Here is a 17,437-nt window from a genome sequence, read left to right on the forward strand (position 1 = left end):
ACCGCCTTGCGTCGATTTGCCACGAGTGGCCGCTATTCCGGCGTGCGTGGCGGCCCTTCGTGTCATATGGATGCACAAGTGCACCCGGTAACCGGCCATTCGAGTCAGCTAGCTGGCCGGGAGGGGGAGGTGCGCTTTGAAGTTCCGCCCGGTTCGGGGGTCCAGCCGCGCTCCTTGAGCGCCGCCCGCACGCGGGTTACGGCGGTCGGATCCATGCCGCGTGCCAGCGGTTCCAAGTCTGTCTGCGTCAACACGACAACGCGCCAACCGCCATCCCTGGCGTTTTCATCTCGAAAAATGTCGCTGCGACGTTGCGCCGGACTGGCGTGATGCGCGCCGTCGTACTGGATCGCGATCTTCTCCCGCTCATAGGAGAGGTCTGGGTCCTGGATCCAAACGCCGGTCTCGTCGAAAATCGGCACGTTGATTCCGGGTTCCGGCAGACCATGGCGCATCAGGAGCAGCCGGAGTTCGGTCTCTTTGGGGGAGTCCGTGTTGGCGCGTATCAGGGCCCGGGCACGCATGGCACGCCGGTAGCCAGTCCTGCCCCGTTTACCGGCGAGGAATGCGTCCAGAGCATCGACAGTAGTCAGCGGGTTCCGCCGGCGCAGCAGAAAGTCGCCGGCAGTCACCAAATCATCGAGGCCGAGTATCCCGGCCAGGTCGAACCACGTCCGCAGCGGGGAGGTGCAGCTCACCCAGGCCCCCGCCACGATCTCGTCCGGTCCGAGTGACTGCTGATGGCCCACGACACCCTTGTACCGCACGGCCCGCCGGCCTGGATCACCCGTCAGGTGGACGACGGCCAGGTTTTCCAGGGCGAGCGGCAGCGGGAAGCCCCACAGCACTGCCGCAGACAAGTGACTCACAACAGCCCCGGTCACACCGGTCAGGGCGCGCAAACGTTCCAGCAAGCTGTCCTCGACGGTCGCCGAGGCGCGCACTCCGTGGCAGGGATTGACGAGATCCCTAGCCCGGGTCCGACGGCGGCTCACCCCGGCGGCGCGGGCCTCGGCCACGGTGAAGGGCTGGGTTCGAAGCTGCGGGGGAAGCTCGCTGGGCGGGTGCATACGAGCATTCTCCGCCCGTCGGGCAGGGGCTCGGAGGTTATCCACAGTGTGGAGGAGAAGCTCATCCTCACCAGGACGCGCTATTCGGGCGTCTCGTTCCGTGCCTTTTGGGCGAGCCGCTGTAGTTGCCATCTGTGCACATCAGGCAGCCACTCCAACGGGGCCGACGGGCCGACCCGCGGGTCGTCGGGTTCACCGCCGTCTTGCAGGGCCCGCACATACGCGTGATCCTGTTTTATTCGGGCTCGGAGCTGCTCAGCTCCGCCCACTGAGCCGTGACCGGGGACGACGGCGGCGACGTCGTCGGCTACGCTCTCGAACAAAAGCAGCGCGGCGAGGTAGTCCTCGGTCGGATTCGCGGCCTCCAGATCGAGGAACGGAATGAGGATGTCAGAAAGCATGTCGCCGGCGACGAGGACGCCGCGTTCCTCGACCAGAAGCGCCGCATGGCCTGGGGCATGGGCCTGATGTTCGATGATCCGGACTTTGGGGCCATCCCAAGGAATCTGCGCGGCTGCGGCGGGCACAGCGGTAATGAGACCGAGCAGATCCATCGGGATCTCCCCGGCGAACTCCGGCGGTAGTACCCCGGCCACGCGGGACTTCCAGTCCGTGTGCGACAGCAGGTCTTGGAGAGAGTCCGCGCAACGGGCTGTACCGTAACGGGGCACGTCGCCGAAGGCCGCGTGCCAGAGCACGTGGTCCCAATGAGGATGCGTCGAAAAGCCTGCCACGACGGGCTGGCCCAACTCGCGGAGGTCGTTCGCGAGCGCGGCCATTTCAGCGGTCGTAATGCCGGGGTCGATGAGCAATACACCGGCCCGGCCCTGCACGACCACGGAGTTACGCTGGATGAACTCGCTCTCGTGAACGAGAACCCCCTCAGCGACTTGCTTCAGCATGGGGCGCCTTCCGCTTGTGGGGTGCAACCGCTTGACGAGACGGTATTACCTGGCGGTGGCAGATCGCAAGCACCATGGGCACGGCGAACAAGCCGCGGTCGAGGGGCCGATCAGCGCGGCGGTTGGGTAGTCGGCGTGGCGCCGGGCTGCCGGCGAATTATTTGCCCGGGTCGGTGTTTATCCAACAGCGCAAGCCGGCGCCGTTTCCGCCGTCGCCTTCCAGGATGCCGCCCTGGCGCCCGATCGTTCTCCTGGAGGCGCCGTTGCCGGCCTCGCAGACAAGTAGCAACCGGTCCATGCCGAGCGCCCGCGCCTCTTCCACCATCCGACCGAGTGCCCACGTGGCAAGCCCGCGTCGGCGCGCCGAGGGACGGATACCGTAGCCGATGTGCCCGGCCCACTGCACGAAGTCGCTGAATTCGTGGCGCAGTGCGATCCCGCCCAGCACCTGATCGCCGTCGATGATCCACCGGTAGCTGCAATGTGGGGAATCTTTGGCCAACCGGGCCACCCAAGCCGCGAACCCGGCCTCTGAATTGACCTCATCGGTTGGCAACAGTCCGAAGCCATCCTCATGGAGGCCCTCGCCCCACTCGGCATGCGCCTTCAGCCAGGCATCGTGCAGCCGTTCGGTTGGTGCGATCAGGTCGGGCATGCCGCAACTATATCGATCCAGGCTCGCGGCTGCTCGGCCCCGCGCAGGAACGACTACCGGCCGTTGGAGGCCGCGATAAATCGCCGCTCAGCAGGAAAAGCCACCGGAGTGGCCCAAAGCAGGGGAGCCAGTGCTACTTGACCTCGTCGGTGCCCTGCGCGTCGCCGCTGCCCCGGGCGTCGCCGGACTCGGAGTCGTGGGTGCCCGGTGTGCCCTTGTCGTTGGCGGTGTTGCGCTCCTTGGCGTCCATCTCGTCCTTGAGCTTCTTGAGCCGGTCTGCTTCGGCCTGCCGGCGGCGGCGGAGTTCGAGGTTGCGCAGGAAGTCCGGGTCGTCGTCGGGCGCGATGGGGTGGCTGTAATTGGTGCGAGCCGGGCTGGTCCCGCGCGGCCGGCCAATCAGAAACCACAGGATGGCGCCGATCACCGGAAGGACGATCTGCACCACGATCCAGGCCGGCTTGGAGATGCCTTTGGTCTGGCGAGGGTCAGTGCGGATCACATCGACAAGTCCGTAGACAAACACGACGAGAACGGCGACAACAACCACTACACGGAGCATGTAATCAGTCTAGCCTCCGGGGGAGTGTCCGGCTTGTACTGATCGCGGCTCCGGGGTCGCCGCCGGCGGCTAAACTGGGAGAGTGGCTTTCCTGAAATACTCCCTGATCCGGCTGGCGCTCTTCGCGCCGCTGTTCGCACTGTTCGTCTATCTTGAGCTTGGATGGCTGCTGGCCGTCCTCTGCGCGGGGATGATGGCTTTCGCGATCAGCTTCCTCTTCTTCCAGAAGCAGCGCAACGCCGCCGCCGCCTCGCTTCACCAGCGGTTCTCCGGCAAGGCCAAGCCGCTGCGCACCGCCGGGGAAGTGGCCGACGCCGACGCCGAAGACCGCCTGGTCGACGCGCATCCGGACATCACCGTCCACAAGGACAATCACCGCAAGGAATCTCAATAGGGATTGTCAAGGACCATCGATAGGGATTGTCAAAGACTATCGATCCATTCTGCGTGCCCGTCCGGCACTCAAGGTGACCTTGAGGTGTCCACGGCTGGGGGCAAACCGGGTTATCCACGGCTGGACTTTGGGAGCCTTTGGGGTAGCTTCCCCGGCAGTTGTAGCGGTGGATGACCCGAAAGAACTGTCCCCATTTGTGGACAGTGGAACGGTGCCGGCCGCGGTCGAGAATGAGTCCGGAGCGGGATGGATCTATCGCCGGATGTGGGCATAAGCTCAGAGGTAACGAAAGAACCGAGGTGAGTCGATGAGCATCGACACGTCTGAGATGAACGGGCCCTCCGGGACGCCAGAACAGAGCGGGGATGTCAGCGGCGACTTGGCCACTCAGCTCGGTGAGCTGGCCAGGGAACTGCAGCAGATAGATGACGTTGACACCGTCATGGCCGGGATAGTCCAGGCCGCCGTCCAGCTCATCCCCGGCGTCGCCGATGCGTCCATCAGCCTGGTCACCGGTCGGAAGACGATTGAGTCAAGGATCGCTTCGGGGGAGCTTCCCCGCAGGGTTGATGCCCTGCAAAGTTCCACCGGGCAGGGGCCCTGCCTGGATGCGGCCTACGAGGACCGGATTGTGCGGGTACCCGACCTCAGTACTGAGACCCGGTGGCCGGCATTCTCCAGCGGCGCCGTGGAGCTTGGGGCGCGCAGCATGCTCTCAATCCAGTTGTTCGTCGAAGGGGACCGGTTGGGTGCGTTGAACCTGTTCGGAGTCAGCCCGGACGCTTTCGATCTCGAGTCCGAGCAGATTGGGCTGCTCGTTGCCGCCCATGCAGCCGTGGCTTTCGCCGACTCCCAAAAAATCAGCCAGCTCAGCGAAGCCCTGATCTCCCGCCAACTCATCGGCCAGGCCGAGGGCATCCTGATGGAACGCTACAAACTAAGCGCCCAGCAGGCCTTTCTTGTCCTTACCCGCGCAAGCTCCAGCTCCAACAGGAAACTTCGTGAGGTGGCAGAAGATCTGACGATCAGCGGAGAAATCGCCGGGGTAAAACGACCGGCTTGATGAAGGCTTCCCCGGTGAACTGCAGCCTGGCTGGCGCGTGGACCAACTTCCGGTCACCTGTCCGGCCACCTGTGTCGTCTGGGACCGGCGGTTCTCTGGGGTTGGACATCGTCTCAGGAGGTGGAAGCGCCCCCGATGTTATTGGGGGATACATCGGAGGCGCGTAAGAAAAGATTAATCTCGAGCTTTTTTCAATTCAAGTGCCAAACTCTGCGGGGGCGGAATGCGTCACCGGTACCCCGTCTTCGGGCTGGAATTGGCCGCAACTGGGCTTATGTGCGGCTTTGCGGTCCTCAGGGCTGGTGGTCCCGCGGTCCTGGTGCCGACTCCTGGAGCCAACTTCCAGGGCCGGCGCCCACGGGCTCGTGTGTCGACTGTCCCCTCATGCGGCTGCCCCCCGCATGCCCGTGACGGTACCCGCCACGGGCATGCGGGGAGCGATGTCGGTGAAGCGTTAGGGCACCAGGCTCGGAGAGGGCGCGAAGCGCTTCCGGGGATCCGATATGGAGCTGGTCCAGGTCCAGCAGAACGTAAAAGCCGGGCAGGACACAGTTAGCGCGCCACGCCGGGCGCCTGCGCGACGCCGTCGAGCATGGTGAACAGGTCGATGTGGATGAGTCCCATGCCGCGCTCATTCCTCTGCCGCCCGACGTCGTCCCGGCGACGGGATCACTTCGAGGCTGTCACACGGTCCCTGTGGGAGGCAACGGGTGGTGTTTGCCGCCTAGAACCCGTGGCTCAGGACCAGGCCCAGTGAGAACAGCACCGCGTAGCCGAGGTTGATCAGCCCCGTCTGCTTGAGCACCGGAATCAGGCTCTTGCGGCGCCGGCCGGAGATCATCAGCCAGGACGGCATCAGGCTCGCCGGGATCAGCAGCAGCACAATCAGCATCCACGGCCGCGTCGGCGCCAGCACAATCGGCAGCAGGATCGCGACGGCGAGCATCAGGACGTAGCTTTCCCGGGCATGCTTGTCGCCGAGCCGCACGGCCAGGGTCTTCTTTCCGGCCTTCCGGTCGGTGGGGATATCGCGGACGTTGTTGGCCATGAGCAGCGCGCAGGCGATCAGGCCGGTGCCGATGGCGCCGACGACGGCCGGGAGGCTGATCTGGCCGGCCTGCGTATAGGTGGTGCCGAGGGTGGCGACCAGTCCGAAGAACACAAAGACGAACAAATCGCCCAGGCCCATATAGCCGTAGGGGTTCTTCCCGCCCGTGTAGCCCCAGGCCGCGAGGACGCAGCCCAGGCCCACCAGGATCAGCCACCAGGCCTGCGAGAGGATGACCAGGGCCAGGCCGAACACCATTGCCAGCCCGAAAGCGGCAAACGCGGCGTACTTGACGTGCTCGGGCTTCGCGGCGCCGGAGCCGACCAGCCGGAGCGGGCCCACCCGGTCCTCATCGGTCCCGCGGATGCCGTCGGAGTAGTCGTTGGCGTAGTTCACGCCGATCTGCAGCAGCAGGGCCACCAGCGCGGCGAGCACGGCATGGAGCGGCAGGAAGGCGTCCAGCTCGTACGCGGCCGCGGTGCCGATCAGGACAGGCGCGATCGCGGCCGGCAGGGTGCGCAGTCGGGCGCCTTGGATCCATTGAGCGGCTGTTGCCACGGTCAGTACCTCGTATTGGTTTGGCGAAACCGGGAGTGCCCGGACTGTCTATTTTCCCTGATGCAGCTCGGTGAGCCGAACCGTCATCGCCAGGCGGTCCGGTTTCCCGTTCGGCAGCATCAGCAGGTCACCGGCGGCCAGCACGGTCTTCGGCGCCAGCGTGCCCAGCGGCGGGGCCCAGGCCGCGCCCGCGGTGAAGTTCCGGACGCCGTCCGGGGAGCTGTCGTCCAGCGCCACGTAGGCGGCGAGGGCCTGGCCCCACTCGGCCGAGGGGACCCCGGCGACAAAGGCGGCCCGGACGCCGTCGAGCTTCTCCAGCTCCGCCTGCACGTGCGCGGCGGAGACCTTCACGCCGCCGGTGATGACGACGTCGTCGGCCCGGCCCAGCACGGTCAGCTTCCCGGTGGCGTCGATGGTGCCGAGGTCGCCGGTGCGGTACCAGCGGACACCGTCCTCCTCGAAGAAGGCGCCGGCGGTGAGCCCGGGGTCGCCGAGGTAGCCGGCGGCCAGGGTGGCGCCGCCGAGCAGGATCCGGCCGTCCCCCTCCACCCGGGCCAGCACGTCCTCGAGCGGGAAGCCGTCGTAGACGCAGCCGCCGCAGGTCTCGGCCGAACCATAGGTCGTGATCACGCGGGCGCCGGCGTCGCGGGCCGCGGCGAGCAGTCCGGGCGAGGCGGGGCCGCCGCCGAGCAGGATGCCGTTGAAGCGGCGCAGCACCGCCAGCGTGTCGGCCGACGGCGCGTCCAGCAGCCGCTGCAGCTGGGTGGGCACCAGCGAGGTGAAGCGGATCTTGTCCGTGAGCTCCAAGGCCGCGGCGGTGAACGCCTCCGCGGTGAACCCGCCGGACATGTCCATCGCCCAGGGCCGGGTGCCGGCGAACAGCGAGCGCACCAGGACCTGCACCCCGGCCACGTACTGCACCGGCAACGCGAGCAGCCACTGGCCCTCCCCCTTGAGCGCGAACGCGGTTGCCACCGAGGACGCCGCCAGCGCGTCCACGGTCAGAACCGTCGACTTCGGCATGCCGGTGGAGCCGGAGGTCCGCACCACGACGGCGGCGTCCTCATGGCCGGGCGTCTCCACGGCGGTGACCACCACGTTCCCGCCGGCGTCGGCGGAGAGTTCGACGGCGGGACCCTCCCCGTGGAGGGCGTCCGCCAGCGCCTTGAGCGCCGGTTCGATGTTCGGGGGCTGGGAAGTCACGTGGCTGCCTTCGGGGTAAGCGGGGCTCAGAAGTAGTACGGGAAGCTGGACCAGTCCGGATCGCGCTTCTCCAGGAAGGCTTCCTTGCCCTCCACGGCCTCATCCGTCATGTACGCCAGCCGGGTCGCTTCGCCGGCGAAGACCTGCTGCCCGGCCAGGCCGTCGTCGGCGAGGTTGAAGGCGAACTTGAGCATCCGGAGGGCCTGCGGGGACTGCCGGGCGATGTCGGCGGCGTATTCCAGCGCCACGTCCTCGAGCCGCTCATGGTCCACGGCCTCGTTCACGGCCCCCATCCGGACCATGTCCTCGGCGGAATATTCGCGGGCCAGGAAGAAGATCTCCCGGGCCGCCTTCTGGCCGATCTGGCGGGCCAGCAGCGCAGAGCCGTAGCCGGCGTCGAAACTGCCCACCGTGGCGTCGGTCTGCTTGAACTTGCCGTGCTGGCGGGAGGCGATGGTCAGGTCGGAGACGACGTGCAGAGAGTGCCCGCCGCCGGCGGCCCAGCCGTTCACGACGGCGATGACCACCTTGGGCATGGTGCGCATCAGCCGCTGGACTTCCAGGATGTGGAGCCGGCCGGCGCGGGCGGGGTCGATGGTCTCCTTGGTCTCACCCACGGTGTCTTGTACTACGTACCTGTACCCGTCGCGGCCGCGGATCCGCTGGTCCCCGCCGGAGCAGAACGAGTGGCCGCCGTCCTTGGCGGAGGGGCCGTTGCCGGTCAGCAGCACGGTGGCCACGTCCGGGCTCATCCGGGCGTGGTCCATGGCGCGGTAGAGCTCGTCCACGGTGCCGGGGCGGAAGGCGTTGCGCACCTCGGGCCGGTTGAAGGCGATGCGGACGGTCGGGAGGTCTTTGACCGCGCGGCCGTCCTCGGTACGCTCCACCTGCCGGTGGTAGGTCATGTCCTGGAAGTCGTCGAAGCCGGACACGGTGCGCCAGCGGGTGGGGTCAAAGACGTCGGACACCTTGGCGGGGATTTCGTTGCTCACAGTCCGAGTCTAGTAATCGCCTCAGCTGATGCAGAACTCATTGCCTTCCGGGTCCGCCATGGTGTGCCAGGAATGCGGCCCCTGGCTGGCGGTCCAGAGGTACGTGGCGCCGCGGGCCTCGAGGGCCGCACGCGCCGCGTCCTTGTCGCCGCCGGCCAGGTTGACGTCCCAGTGGATCCGGTTCTTGATGGTCTTATCCTCCGGGACCGTCTGGAACAGGATGCGGCGGGCGGGCGGTTTCGCGTCAAGTTCCTCCGGCGGGCGGATGGCGGCGCCGACGCTCCAGACGAGCCTGCCGTGGTGCGTGGTGGTTTCCGCCTCCGTCGCGAAGCCCTGCGCGATCATCGCGCGGATGAAGGACTCGTCCTGCGGCTCCACGGCCCACTGGAGGGTTTCGGCCCACCAGTCGGCGAGCTTGTGCGGGTCCCGGCAGTCGACGGCGATCTGGATGTTCAGTGTCATGGGAAGAAACTACGACGTCGGCGCGGCCGGCGGTAGGCCCCCAGAGCAACGCGGGGTCACCTAGCGCCCGTATAAGGCTCCGGAATGCGCAGCTGACCCCGCGTTGCTTGTTGGGTTAGCCCTGCATCTGCTGGAGCTGCTCCATCAGTTCGGGCGGGATGGCGTAGATGAAGATGACCGCGAGCAGGTTCTTCGAGGCGTGGACGAAGTAGGCGAACATGACGTTCCTGCCGGTCCAGACGTAGACGAACACCAGCACGGCGCCCATCGCGAGGTAGGGCATCAGCACCGGAAGGCTCAGGTCCTCCTGGCCCACGATGTGCAGGGCCGCGAACAGCACCACGGACAGTGAGCAGCACACCCAGATGTTGACCCGCCGGCTGAGTTTGCCGATCAGCAGGTGCCGGAAGATGTACTCCTCCACGAACGGGCCCACGATCACCAGCAGCGGCACCATCAGCCAGACCGGGACCTGCTGCATCAGCGCCTGCAGGCCGGCCTGGTTGGCGGAAGTCTGCGGCGTTCCGGTGATGGAGACCAAGACCGCGGTGACGATCATCATGGCCACGACGGCGAGGGGAACCATCAGCACCGTGAACCAGGGCCTGGTGGCGAGCACCCTGAGGTCCCGGGCGGCGACATGCCGGACGGCGGCCAGGGCCAGGAGGCCGATGACGCCGTAGAAGACCAGGTTGACGGTGTAGGACGCCACCGCCGGGTTCGGGGACAGCTCGAGCAGCAGCGGGACCAGCAGTCCGCCGGCCACGGCGAAGAACGCGGCCACGGCCACGTACAGGCCCGCGGTGATGAAATCGAGCCGCGAGAACCGGTAAAGTTCCGGCCGCGGTGCCGGTGGAGTGTGGAGAACAGTGCCCATGACAACAGCCTAGCGCCGCGGCCGGAGGGTCGGGTCCCGTATAATGTTCGGTATGCCTAAAAATTCGTTTCGGCCCGCCAAAGTTGTCGGCCGAACACGTCGCCGCCGTACTGCCGGAGCCGCCGTCGCCGCCGTTCTGCTCGGACTGTCCCTGGCCGCGTGCGGGGCGGGCGTTCCGGGGCAGGGACCGGGCTCCGCGGCCGAGAAGCCCGTGGTGCTGACCACCTTCACCGTGCTGGCCGACGTCGCGCAGAACGTGGCGGGGGACAAACTGCAGGTCGAATCCATCACCAAGGCCGGCGCCGAAATCCACGGCTACGAGCCCACCCCCGGGGACATCCGCAAGGCCTCCAAAGCCGACCTGATCCTGGACAACGGGCTGAACCTGGAAGCCTGGTTCGCCCAGTTCGTCGAGGGCCTGGACGTTCCCCACGCCGTCGTGAGCGAGGGCGTGGAGGTGCTCTCCATCGGCGAAGACTCCTACCAGGGCAAACCGAACCCGCACGCCTGGATGTCGCCGGTCAACGTGCAGATTTACGTGGACAACATGGTGAAGGCGTTCTCGAAGCTGGATCCGGGGAACGCCGCGGCCTTCGAGGCCAACGGGGCGGCGTACAAGGCCCAGCTGCAGTCCGTGCAGGATGAAATGGTCCAGAAGATCGCCGCCGTCCCCGAGGCGCAGCGGGCGCTGGTGACATGTGAGGGAGCCTTCTCGTACCTGGCGCGCGACGCCGGCCTCCGCGAGGTTTACATCTGGGCCGTCAACGCCGAACAGCAGGCCACCCCGCAGCAGATCACCAAGGCCATCGAATTCGTCAAGGCCAACAAGGTCCCGGCCGTCTTCTGCGAGTCCACGGTCTCGGACGCACCGATGCGCCAGGTGGTCGGGGCAACCGGCGCCACCTTCGGCGGCGTGCTGTACGTGGACTCGCTCTCCGAAGCGGACGGCCCCGTGCCCACGTACCTGGACCTGGTCCGGCACGATTCCAAGCTCATCACTGCAGGCCTGACGGGAGCGGCATCATGAGCAATCCGGCCATTCTGGTGGAAAACGTCACCGTCCATTACGGGGAGGTCCTGGCGCTCGATGCCGCCTCCCTCACCGTGGAGGCGGCCCGGATCTGCGGGCTGGTGGGCATGAACGGCTCCGGAAAGTCGACGCTGTTCAAGGCGATCATGGGCATGGTCAAGCCCGACGCCGGCCGCGTCCTGATCAACGGCGAATCACCGGCCAAGGCCCGCAAGACGGGCGGCATCGGCTACGTCCCGCAAAGCGAGGACGTGGACTGGCAGTTCCCGCTGTCCGTGCACGATGTCGTGATGATGGGCCGCTACGGGCACCAGGGCTTCACCCGCCGGGCGTCCAGGGCGGACCGCGACGCCGTCGACCTCGCCCTGGACCGGGTGGAACTCTCCGAGTTCGCCAACCGGCAGATCGGCCAGCTCTCCGGCGGCCAGAAGAAGCGCGCCTTCGTTGCCCGCGGAATCGCCCAGGGCGCCACCATGATGCTCCTGGACGAGCCCTTCGCCGGCGTGGACAAGCGCTCCGAGGCGACGATAACGCGCCTGCTGAAGGAACTGGCCGCGGACGGCTGCACCATCCTCGTCTCGACCCATGACCTGCACGCCCTGCCCCGGCTCTGCGATGAGGCGGTGCTCCTGATGCGCAAGGTCCTGATGCACGGCCCGCCCGAGGTGGTGCTGCAGCCGGAGCACCTGGCCATGGCCTTCGGCCTCGACGTCCTCAACCGGGACCTCCCGGACCGGGACCTTCCGGCCCCCGGCCTTCCGGACCGCGGACTGCCGGCCCCCGGCCTTCCGGACCGCGGACTGCCGGCCCCCGGCGTTGCCAACCGGCCGGGCAGGAACTGAGCCATGGATCTCTTCGACCTCCTGCTGGAACCCCTCGGCTATGACTTCATGGTCCGGGCCATCGTCACCACGGCGCTCGCTGCCATCGTCTGCGCGGTGCTGAGCTGCTGGCTCGTGCTGATCGGCTGGTCGCTGATGGGCGACGCCGTCTCCCACGCCGTGCTGCCCGGGGTGGTGCTCGCCTACATCGTGGGTGCCCCCTTCGCGCTGGGCGCCCTGGTGTTCGCGCTGATCGCGGTGACCCTGATCGGGGTGGTCCGCAACACCAGCCGGGTGAAGGAGGACGCGGCGATCGGGATCGTGTTCACGTCCCTGTTCGCGCTCGGCCTGGTGCTCATCTCCGTCACGCCCAGCCAGACGGACCTCAACCACATCATCTTCGGCAACCTGCTCGGCGTCAGCATTCCGGACCTCATCCAGGTCCTCGTGCTGGGTGTCGTCACCTTCGCGATCCTGGTCCTGAAACGCCGTGACCTGACCCTTTACGCCTTCGACCCCACGCACGCCCACGCGATCGGGCTGTCCCCGAAGCGCCTCGGGGCCCTGCTGCTGGGCCTGCTGGCGCTGACGTCCGTGGTGGCGCTGCAGACCGTGGGCGTGGTGCTGGTGGTGGCCATGCTGATCATTCCCGGGGCCACGGCCTATCTGCTGACGGACCGGTTCTCCCGCATGCTGGTGATCGCGCCGGCCATTTCCGCGGTGTGCTCCATCGCCGGGATCTACTTCAGCTACTACCTCGACACCGCCTCCGGCGCCATGGTGGTCCTGACGCAGGCGGCCGCGTTCGCCGCCGTCTACCTGTTCAGCCCGCGGCAGGGGCTGATCGGCACGCGGCTGGCGATGGCCCGGCGCCGGAAAGCGGCCGCGCTCGCCGCCTGACGTTTCCCGCCAGGGCGCCCCCAAGAGGCTGCCCGACGGCGGCGGTCGGGTCAGTCGGAGCCGCTGCCCGACGGCGGCGGTCGGGTCAGTCGGAGCCTGCGGTGTCATACTTGACGACGCAAGCCGCCGCCGCGCCGGCTCGCCATCTACCTGCGAGGACTCCTTGAGCGAACATCTCCGCCTTACGGGCGTATCCCACGGCTACGGGGACCGCCAGCTGTTTGCCGACGTCGAACTGGCCATCAACGCCGGTGAACATGTGGCGATCGTCGGCGAAAACGGCGCGGGCAAATCCACGCTGCTGCGGATCCTGGCCGGGCTCGAGACCCCGGACGAGGGCACCGCCGTCCGTCAGGGCCGCGTCGGCTATCTTGCCCAGACCCTCGGACTGCCGGATGCGTTCACGGTAAGCAACGCGATCGACGCCGCCCTGGGATCCCTCCGCGAACTGGAGGCCGAGCTCGACCGTCTGGAGGACGGGCTTGCCGACGCCGAAGCCGACGAACTGGAGCGCTACGGCACCCTGCAGACGCAATACCAGCTCAGGGAAGGCTACGCCGCGGAATCCCGCGTGGAGGCGGCGCTGGACCGGCTGGGCCTGGGCGGGCTGGACCGGATGAGGACACTGGGCTCGCTCTCCGGCGGGGAACAGGAGCGTGTGGCGCTGGCCTGCGTGATGGCCGATCCCGCGGACATCCTCCTGCTGGATGAACCCACCAACCACCTTGACGCCAGCGGGACGGCCTGGCTGGAGGCGCGGCTCGCGGCGCACCGCGGCACCGTGGTGGTGGTCTCCCACGACCGCGTCCTGCTGCGCAAAGTCGCCTCTACCGTGATCGAAGTCGACGCCGAACGCCGGACGGTCAACCGCTACGGCAACGGCTACGAAGGCTACCTGCGGGAGAAGGCCGCCGAACGCCAGCGCTGGGCGCAGCAGTACAGCGGGTGGCTGGACGCCATGGCGGCCGAACGGCTCCAGGCGGACACGGTCGCGGGGAAGATGGGCTACGCCCGCCAGCGCGACAACGACAAAATGGGCTTCGACTTCAAGGCCGGCACCTGGCAGAAGGCAGCCTCCAGCAAGGTCCGCAACGCCCAGGAGCGACTCCGCCGGCTGGAGGAATACCCCGTCGACCGTCCGCCGGTGCCGCTGAAGCTGGCGACGGACCTGCGTGCGGACGTGGCGGCGGGACCGGCCCTGGAAGCCCGGGCCGTGTCGGTGCCCGGCCGCCTGGAACCGACGGACCTCCGGGTGGAGGCGGGCCAGAAGATCCTCATCACCGGCCCCAACGGTGCCGGCAAGTCCACGCTGCTCTCCGTCCTCGCGGGCACGCTGGAACCGGCCCGGGGCACCGTGGTGAGGCACGGCCGGATCGGCTACCTGCAGCAGGAGCTGGAGCTCCCGCAGCGCCCGGGGCTGCGCCTGCTGCCGGCTTTCGCCGCGGGCCTGGGCGGCAACATCGATGAGCACGCGGAGGCGCTGCTGCGCCTGGGGCTCTTCCGGACCAGCGAATTCCACGTCCCGGTGGGAGGCCTGTCCGCCGGGCAGCAGCGCCGGCTGGCGCTGGCCCGGCTTCTGCTGGGCGGCTACGGGACGATGCTCGTCGATGAGCCCACCAACCATCTGGCGCCCGTCCTGGTGGAGCAGCTGGAATCCGCCCTTTCGGACTTCGCCGGGACGCTGGTAATGGTCAGCCACGACCGCGCGCTGGGGGAGTGGTTCGACGCCTGCGCCCGCGACAACAGCACGGGGAACCGCGCCGGGGCCGGGACCGGGAACTGGCTCCGATATGCGATGCGGGACGGCGGCCTGGCCTGACGGCGGAAAAACTGGCAACGTCCTAACTGACGGGTAGGCCGGGACTGGCCGGACCGAAATCGAACATCATTCGGCGTTCCAGCCCAAATCACATCATAAATTAGCAATAGTGCCCGCAGGGTGTAGCCCGCGTCACGACAAGGCCGCAAATGCTAGTAGGATGGATGAGCCGCGCGAGCTTCGACACTTGTGAGGTTCGGTACACGGCTGGGTCCCTACAAGGGGCTCTGGCCCGAATTTTGTGTACTTGAATCCACGGTCACTTCCCGGCCATACCCCGACCTACAAGGAACAGCTGTGCCATCACCTACGCCCACAGAACTTAAGAGCACTCCGGCGCAACCCGCCGTCGTCGACTCGACCCTCAGCGCCGAGGGCTACGCAAAATCCCTGAGTGGCCGCCAGGTCACCATGATCGCAATGGGCGGCGCCATCGGCGTCGGCCTCTTCATGGGTGCCGGCGGGCGCCTGGCCTCCACCGGGCCGGCGCTCATCTTCTCCTACGCCATTGCCGGCGTCATCGCCTACCTGCTGATGCGCGCCTTGGGCGAGCTCATCATGTACCGCCAGACCTCGGGCTCCTTCGTCAGCTACGCCGGCGAAATGTTCGGCAAAAAGGGCGCCTATGTGTCCGGCTGGATGTACTTCATCAACTGGGCGATGACCGGCATCGCCGAGCTCATCGCGATCGGGCTGTACTTCCAGTTCTTCTTCCCCAACGTGCCGGTCGAGCTGTCCGCGATCGCCGCGCTGCTGCTGCTCGTGGGCGTGAACCTCATGAGCGTCAAGGCGTTCGGTGAATTCGAATTCTGGGCCTCCTGCCTCAAGGTCGGCGCCATCCTCATCTTCCTGGCCGTAGGCACCTTCATGGTGGTCACCAACGCCCAGGTCGGCGACGGCAACGCCTCGGTCAACAACCTCTTCGCCGCCGAAGGGGGCATGTTCCCCAAGGGTGCCCTGGTGATGATCCTGGTCCTGAACGCCGTCATCTTCGCCTACAACGGCATTGAGCTCGTCGGCATCACCGCCGGCGAAATGCAGGACCCGGCCAAGGAAGTGCCCAAGGCCATCCGCGCGGTCGTCTTCCGCATCGTCGTGTTCTACGTCGGCTCCGTGACCCTGCTGGCCATGCTGCTGCCCTCGGACCAGTACGTCGCCGGCACCTCGCCGTTCGTGACCGTGTTCGGCCAGATGGGCCTCGGCTGGATGGGCGATGTCATGAACATGATCGTCATCACCGCCGCGCTGTCCTCCTGCAACTCGGGCCTGTACTCGATCGGCCGGGTGTTCCGCACCATGGCCAACAATGGACATGCTCCCGAGTGGCTGACCAAGATGTCCAAGAGCCACGTCCCGTACGCGGCCATCCTGGCCATCGGCGGCGTCTACCTCGTCGGCATCCTCCTGAACATCTGGCTCGGCGGCTCGCACGCCTTCGACCTGGCGCTGAACTCCGCGTCGATCGGCGTGATCTTCACCTGGGGCGCCATCTTCGCCAGCCAGATCGCGCTGCGCAAGACCAAGGGCAAGGTCTCATCCCTGCCCGCGCCCGGCGGAGTCTGGGCCAGCTGGGCCGGCCTCATCGCCCTGCTGCTCATCACGGTGCTGATTGGCTTCGACACCATGACCAGCAAGAGCGGCGAGGTCTTCCACCTCGGCCTCTGGACCCTGGCGACCATCCCGTTCTTCACACTGCTGCTGTGGCTCGGCTGGCAGAAGGTCAAGAACAACGAACCGAAGAACGCACTCTTCAACTAACCGCTGCGGGCAACACCTCCAGCGGACGACGACGGCGGGCCTCCAGTACGGGGGCCCGCCGTTCTTGCGTAACCGGACTTTGCGTTCCGGCCCGGGGGCCCGGCCGCGGGCCAACAAGCGCGGGGGAGCGCCGATGCGTTCCTACGGGCTTTGCGCGAGGTGCCTGGCGAAGTAGTCTTCTATCCGCTGCCAGGCCTCCGCCGCCGCGTCGGGGTCCGGCTTGATGCCCATGACGCGGAAGAGGGGCCGGAGCGGACGCGGGCCAAGCTCGGCGTCGTTCATGAAGGCGTGGCCTGCGCCCTCGAATTCCTTGACGTCGTGCTCGATGCCCAGCTTGTCCAGCACGGCATCGAGGTGGGCGGCGGCCCCCGGCAGAGTGCGGTCCGCCTTCCCGAAGTTGCCCACCACGGGACAGGCGCCCCGCAGGGCCTCTTCGGGGTCCTTTGGCAGTCTGCCGTAATTCACCGCCGCCGCGTCGAAGCCGTCTTTGGCGATCATTAGGGCGAAGCCGCCACCCATGCAAAAGCCGATGACGCCGATCTTGCCGTTGGTCCACCCCGACCGCTCCAGCCATGCCTGTGCCACGGCCAGGTCCGTGAAGGCCTTGCCCGTGCCGGACGCCAGCGAGCGCATGGTGGAAACCAGGCAGCGGCGCATTCCGCCGTCGCTGAACAGGTCCACCGCCAGCGTCAGATATCCGGCGCGTGCCAGCCGGTCGGCCTGGCGCCGGGCAATGTCGTTGAGGCCGAACGCCTCGTGGATCATCAGGACGGAGGGAAAGGGGCCGGTCCCCTCGGGCCGTGCCAGGTAGCCGCGGAGGTTTGGCGATCCGGGGGCGCCCGGTCCGTCTCCAGCCGCACTGCCGGTCGCGCTGAGGTCGATCATCGTCATGGTGCGGGCCTTCCGTCGTCGGATGCTGTAGCCCCGAGAATCTCACAACGCAGCCCCATCACCAACGGTGCATTGCCGGGATATGAATGGCCCTCCAGCGCCCGGACCGGCGGCGTGGCATTCTTCCCGGGCACAAAATAGCGGCGGCGGGCATCCCCCAAAGGAATGTCCGCCGCCGCGCTTCGATAGGACTAGTCCTTCTTGAAGGCGTCCTTGGTGTTCTCGCCGACCTTCTTGGCGTCTGCGACGACCTGGTCCTTCTGGCCCTCGGCGCGCAACTGGTCGTTGTTCGTGGCGTTGCCAGTAGCTTCCTTGGCCTTGCCGCCGAGGTGCTCTGCTTCGTTCTGAATCTTGTCTCCGATACCCATGGTGCAAACACCTTTCGTTTCCGGTTGAAATTCAACGTCCACTCACCATAACACAAAGCATGCTTAC

The 17,437-nt window shown here is 67.1% G+C and carries 18 protein-coding genes; 7 read left to right on the plus strand and 11 right to left on the minus strand.

The window, feature by feature from the left end; all coding sequences use genetic code 11:
* Positions 1–104 precede the first annotated feature (104 nt).
* The 4 genes from QK291_RS13185 to QK291_RS13200 all read right to left on the minus strand — a co-directional run bounded on the left by QK291_RS13185 (position 105) and on the right by QK291_RS13200 (position 3,186).
* Entirely contained in the window at positions 105–1,019 is a 915-nt protein-coding gene (locus QK291_RS13185) for a hypothetical protein (protein WP_282382592.1), read from the minus strand.
* A gap of 131 nt (positions 1,020–1,150) precedes the next feature.
* Positions 1,151–1,972, minus strand: a complete 822-nt coding sequence (locus tag QK291_RS13190) for an MBL fold metallo-hydrolase (RefSeq protein ID WP_282382595.1) — start codon at positions 1,970–1,972, stop codon at positions 1,151–1,153.
* A 157-nt stretch (positions 1,973–2,129) separates the two neighbouring features.
* Positions 2,130–2,627, minus strand: coding sequence for a GNAT family N-acetyltransferase (locus QK291_RS13195; RefSeq protein ID WP_282382597.1), 498 nt, complete (start codon positions 2,625–2,627; stop codon positions 2,130–2,132).
* A gap of 133 nt (positions 2,628–2,760) precedes the next feature.
* Positions 2,761–3,186 carry a PLD nuclease N-terminal domain-containing protein gene (locus tag QK291_RS13200; RefSeq protein WP_282382599.1) on the minus strand — a complete coding sequence of 142 codons (426 nt, stop codon included), beginning with the start codon at positions 3,184–3,186 and terminating at the stop codon, positions 2,761–2,763.
* A gap of 82 nt (positions 3,187–3,268) precedes the next feature.
* Here QK291_RS13200 and QK291_RS13205 point away from each other — a divergent pair, with 82 nt between their 5' ends.
* Together QK291_RS13205 and QK291_RS13210 are read left to right on the plus strand one after the other, a co-directional pair.
* Positions 3,269–3,580, plus strand: coding sequence for a DUF4229 domain-containing protein (locus QK291_RS13205; RefSeq protein ID WP_282382600.1), 312 nt, complete (start codon positions 3,269–3,271; stop codon positions 3,578–3,580).
* 307 nt (positions 3,581–3,887) lie between these two features.
* Positions 3,888–4,643, plus strand: a complete 756-nt coding sequence (locus QK291_RS13210) for a GAF and ANTAR domain-containing protein (protein WP_282382602.1) — start codon at positions 3,888–3,890, stop codon at positions 4,641–4,643.
* A gap of 724 nt (positions 4,644–5,367) precedes the next feature.
* On the opposite strand, the gene QK291_RS13215 is transcribed toward QK291_RS13210, so the two are convergent.
* From QK291_RS13215 to QK291_RS13235, 5 genes are all read right to left on the minus strand, one after another.
* A complete protein-coding gene (locus tag QK291_RS13215; protein WP_282382604.1) occupies positions 5,368–6,249 on the minus strand; it encodes a 1,4-dihydroxy-2-naphthoate polyprenyltransferase in 882 nt (293 codons plus the stop codon).
* Positions 6,250–6,297: 48 nt separating this feature from the next.
* On the minus strand, positions 6,298–7,452 hold the full coding sequence (locus QK291_RS13220; RefSeq protein ID WP_282382606.1) for an AMP-binding protein: 1,155 nt from the start codon (positions 7,450–7,452) through the stop codon (positions 6,298–6,300).
* A gap of 26 nt (positions 7,453–7,478) precedes the next feature.
* A complete protein-coding gene (locus QK291_RS13225) occupies positions 7,479–8,444 on the minus strand; it encodes a 1,4-dihydroxy-2-naphthoyl-CoA synthase (protein ID WP_282382607.1) in 966 nt (321 codons plus the stop codon).
* 21 nt (positions 8,445–8,465) lie between these two features.
* Entirely contained in the window at positions 8,466–8,906 is a 441-nt protein-coding gene (locus QK291_RS13230; RefSeq protein ID WP_282382609.1) for a VOC family protein, read from the minus strand.
* 115 nt (positions 8,907–9,021) lie between these two features.
* On the minus strand, positions 9,022–9,783 hold the full coding sequence (locus QK291_RS13235) for a CPBP family intramembrane glutamic endopeptidase (protein WP_282382611.1): 762 nt from the start codon (positions 9,781–9,783) through the stop codon (positions 9,022–9,024).
* Positions 9,784–9,835: 52 nt separating this feature from the next.
* On the opposite strand from QK291_RS13235, the gene QK291_RS13240 reads away from it, so the two are divergent.
* From QK291_RS13240 to QK291_RS13260, 5 genes are all read left to right on the plus strand, one after another.
* Positions 9,836–10,810: a metal ABC transporter substrate-binding protein gene (locus QK291_RS13240; protein WP_282382613.1), complete on the plus strand. Its 975-nt coding sequence runs from the start codon at positions 9,836–9,838 to the stop codon at positions 10,808–10,810.
* Positions 10,807–11,655, plus strand: a complete 849-nt coding sequence (locus QK291_RS13245) for a metal ABC transporter ATP-binding protein (protein WP_282382615.1) — start codon at positions 10,807–10,809, stop codon at positions 11,653–11,655. Before QK291_RS13240 ends, QK291_RS13245 begins: the two co-directional genes overlap by 4 nt.
* Positions 11,656–11,658: 3 nt before the next feature.
* The gene (locus QK291_RS13250) at positions 11,659–12,534 is read left to right on the plus strand and encodes a metal ABC transporter permease (RefSeq protein WP_282382617.1); all 876 of its coding nucleotides are present in this window, start codon (positions 11,659–11,661) and stop codon (positions 12,532–12,534) included.
* Between the two features lie 163 nt (positions 12,535–12,697).
* The gene (locus tag QK291_RS13255) at positions 12,698–14,353 is read left to right on the plus strand and encodes an ABC-F family ATP-binding cassette domain-containing protein (protein ID WP_282382619.1); all 1,656 of its coding nucleotides are present in this window, start codon (positions 12,698–12,700) and stop codon (positions 14,351–14,353) included.
* A gap of 297 nt (positions 14,354–14,650) precedes the next feature.
* On the plus strand, positions 14,651–16,111 hold the full coding sequence (locus QK291_RS13260; protein ID WP_282382621.1) for an amino acid permease: 1,461 nt from the start codon (positions 14,651–14,653) through the stop codon (positions 16,109–16,111).
* Positions 16,112–16,252: 141 nt separating this feature from the next.
* Here the strand turns inward: QK291_RS13260 and QK291_RS13265 are convergent, their stop codons facing one another.
* Both QK291_RS13265 and QK291_RS13270 read right to left on the minus strand, forming a co-directional pair.
* Positions 16,253–17,002, minus strand: a complete 750-nt coding sequence (locus QK291_RS13265; protein ID WP_282382623.1) for a dienelactone hydrolase family protein — start codon at positions 17,000–17,002, stop codon at positions 16,253–16,255.
* Between the two features lie 191 nt (positions 17,003–17,193).
* Positions 17,194–17,370: a CsbD family protein gene (locus tag QK291_RS13270; protein ID WP_224047463.1), complete on the minus strand. Its 177-nt coding sequence runs from the start codon at positions 17,368–17,370 to the stop codon at positions 17,194–17,196.
* Positions 17,371–17,437: the final 67 nt, after the last annotated feature.

The organism is Arthrobacter sp. AL12, assembly GCF_029960645.1.
Taxonomy (GTDB): Bacteria; Actinomycetota; Actinomycetes; order Actinomycetales; family Micrococcaceae; genus Arthrobacter.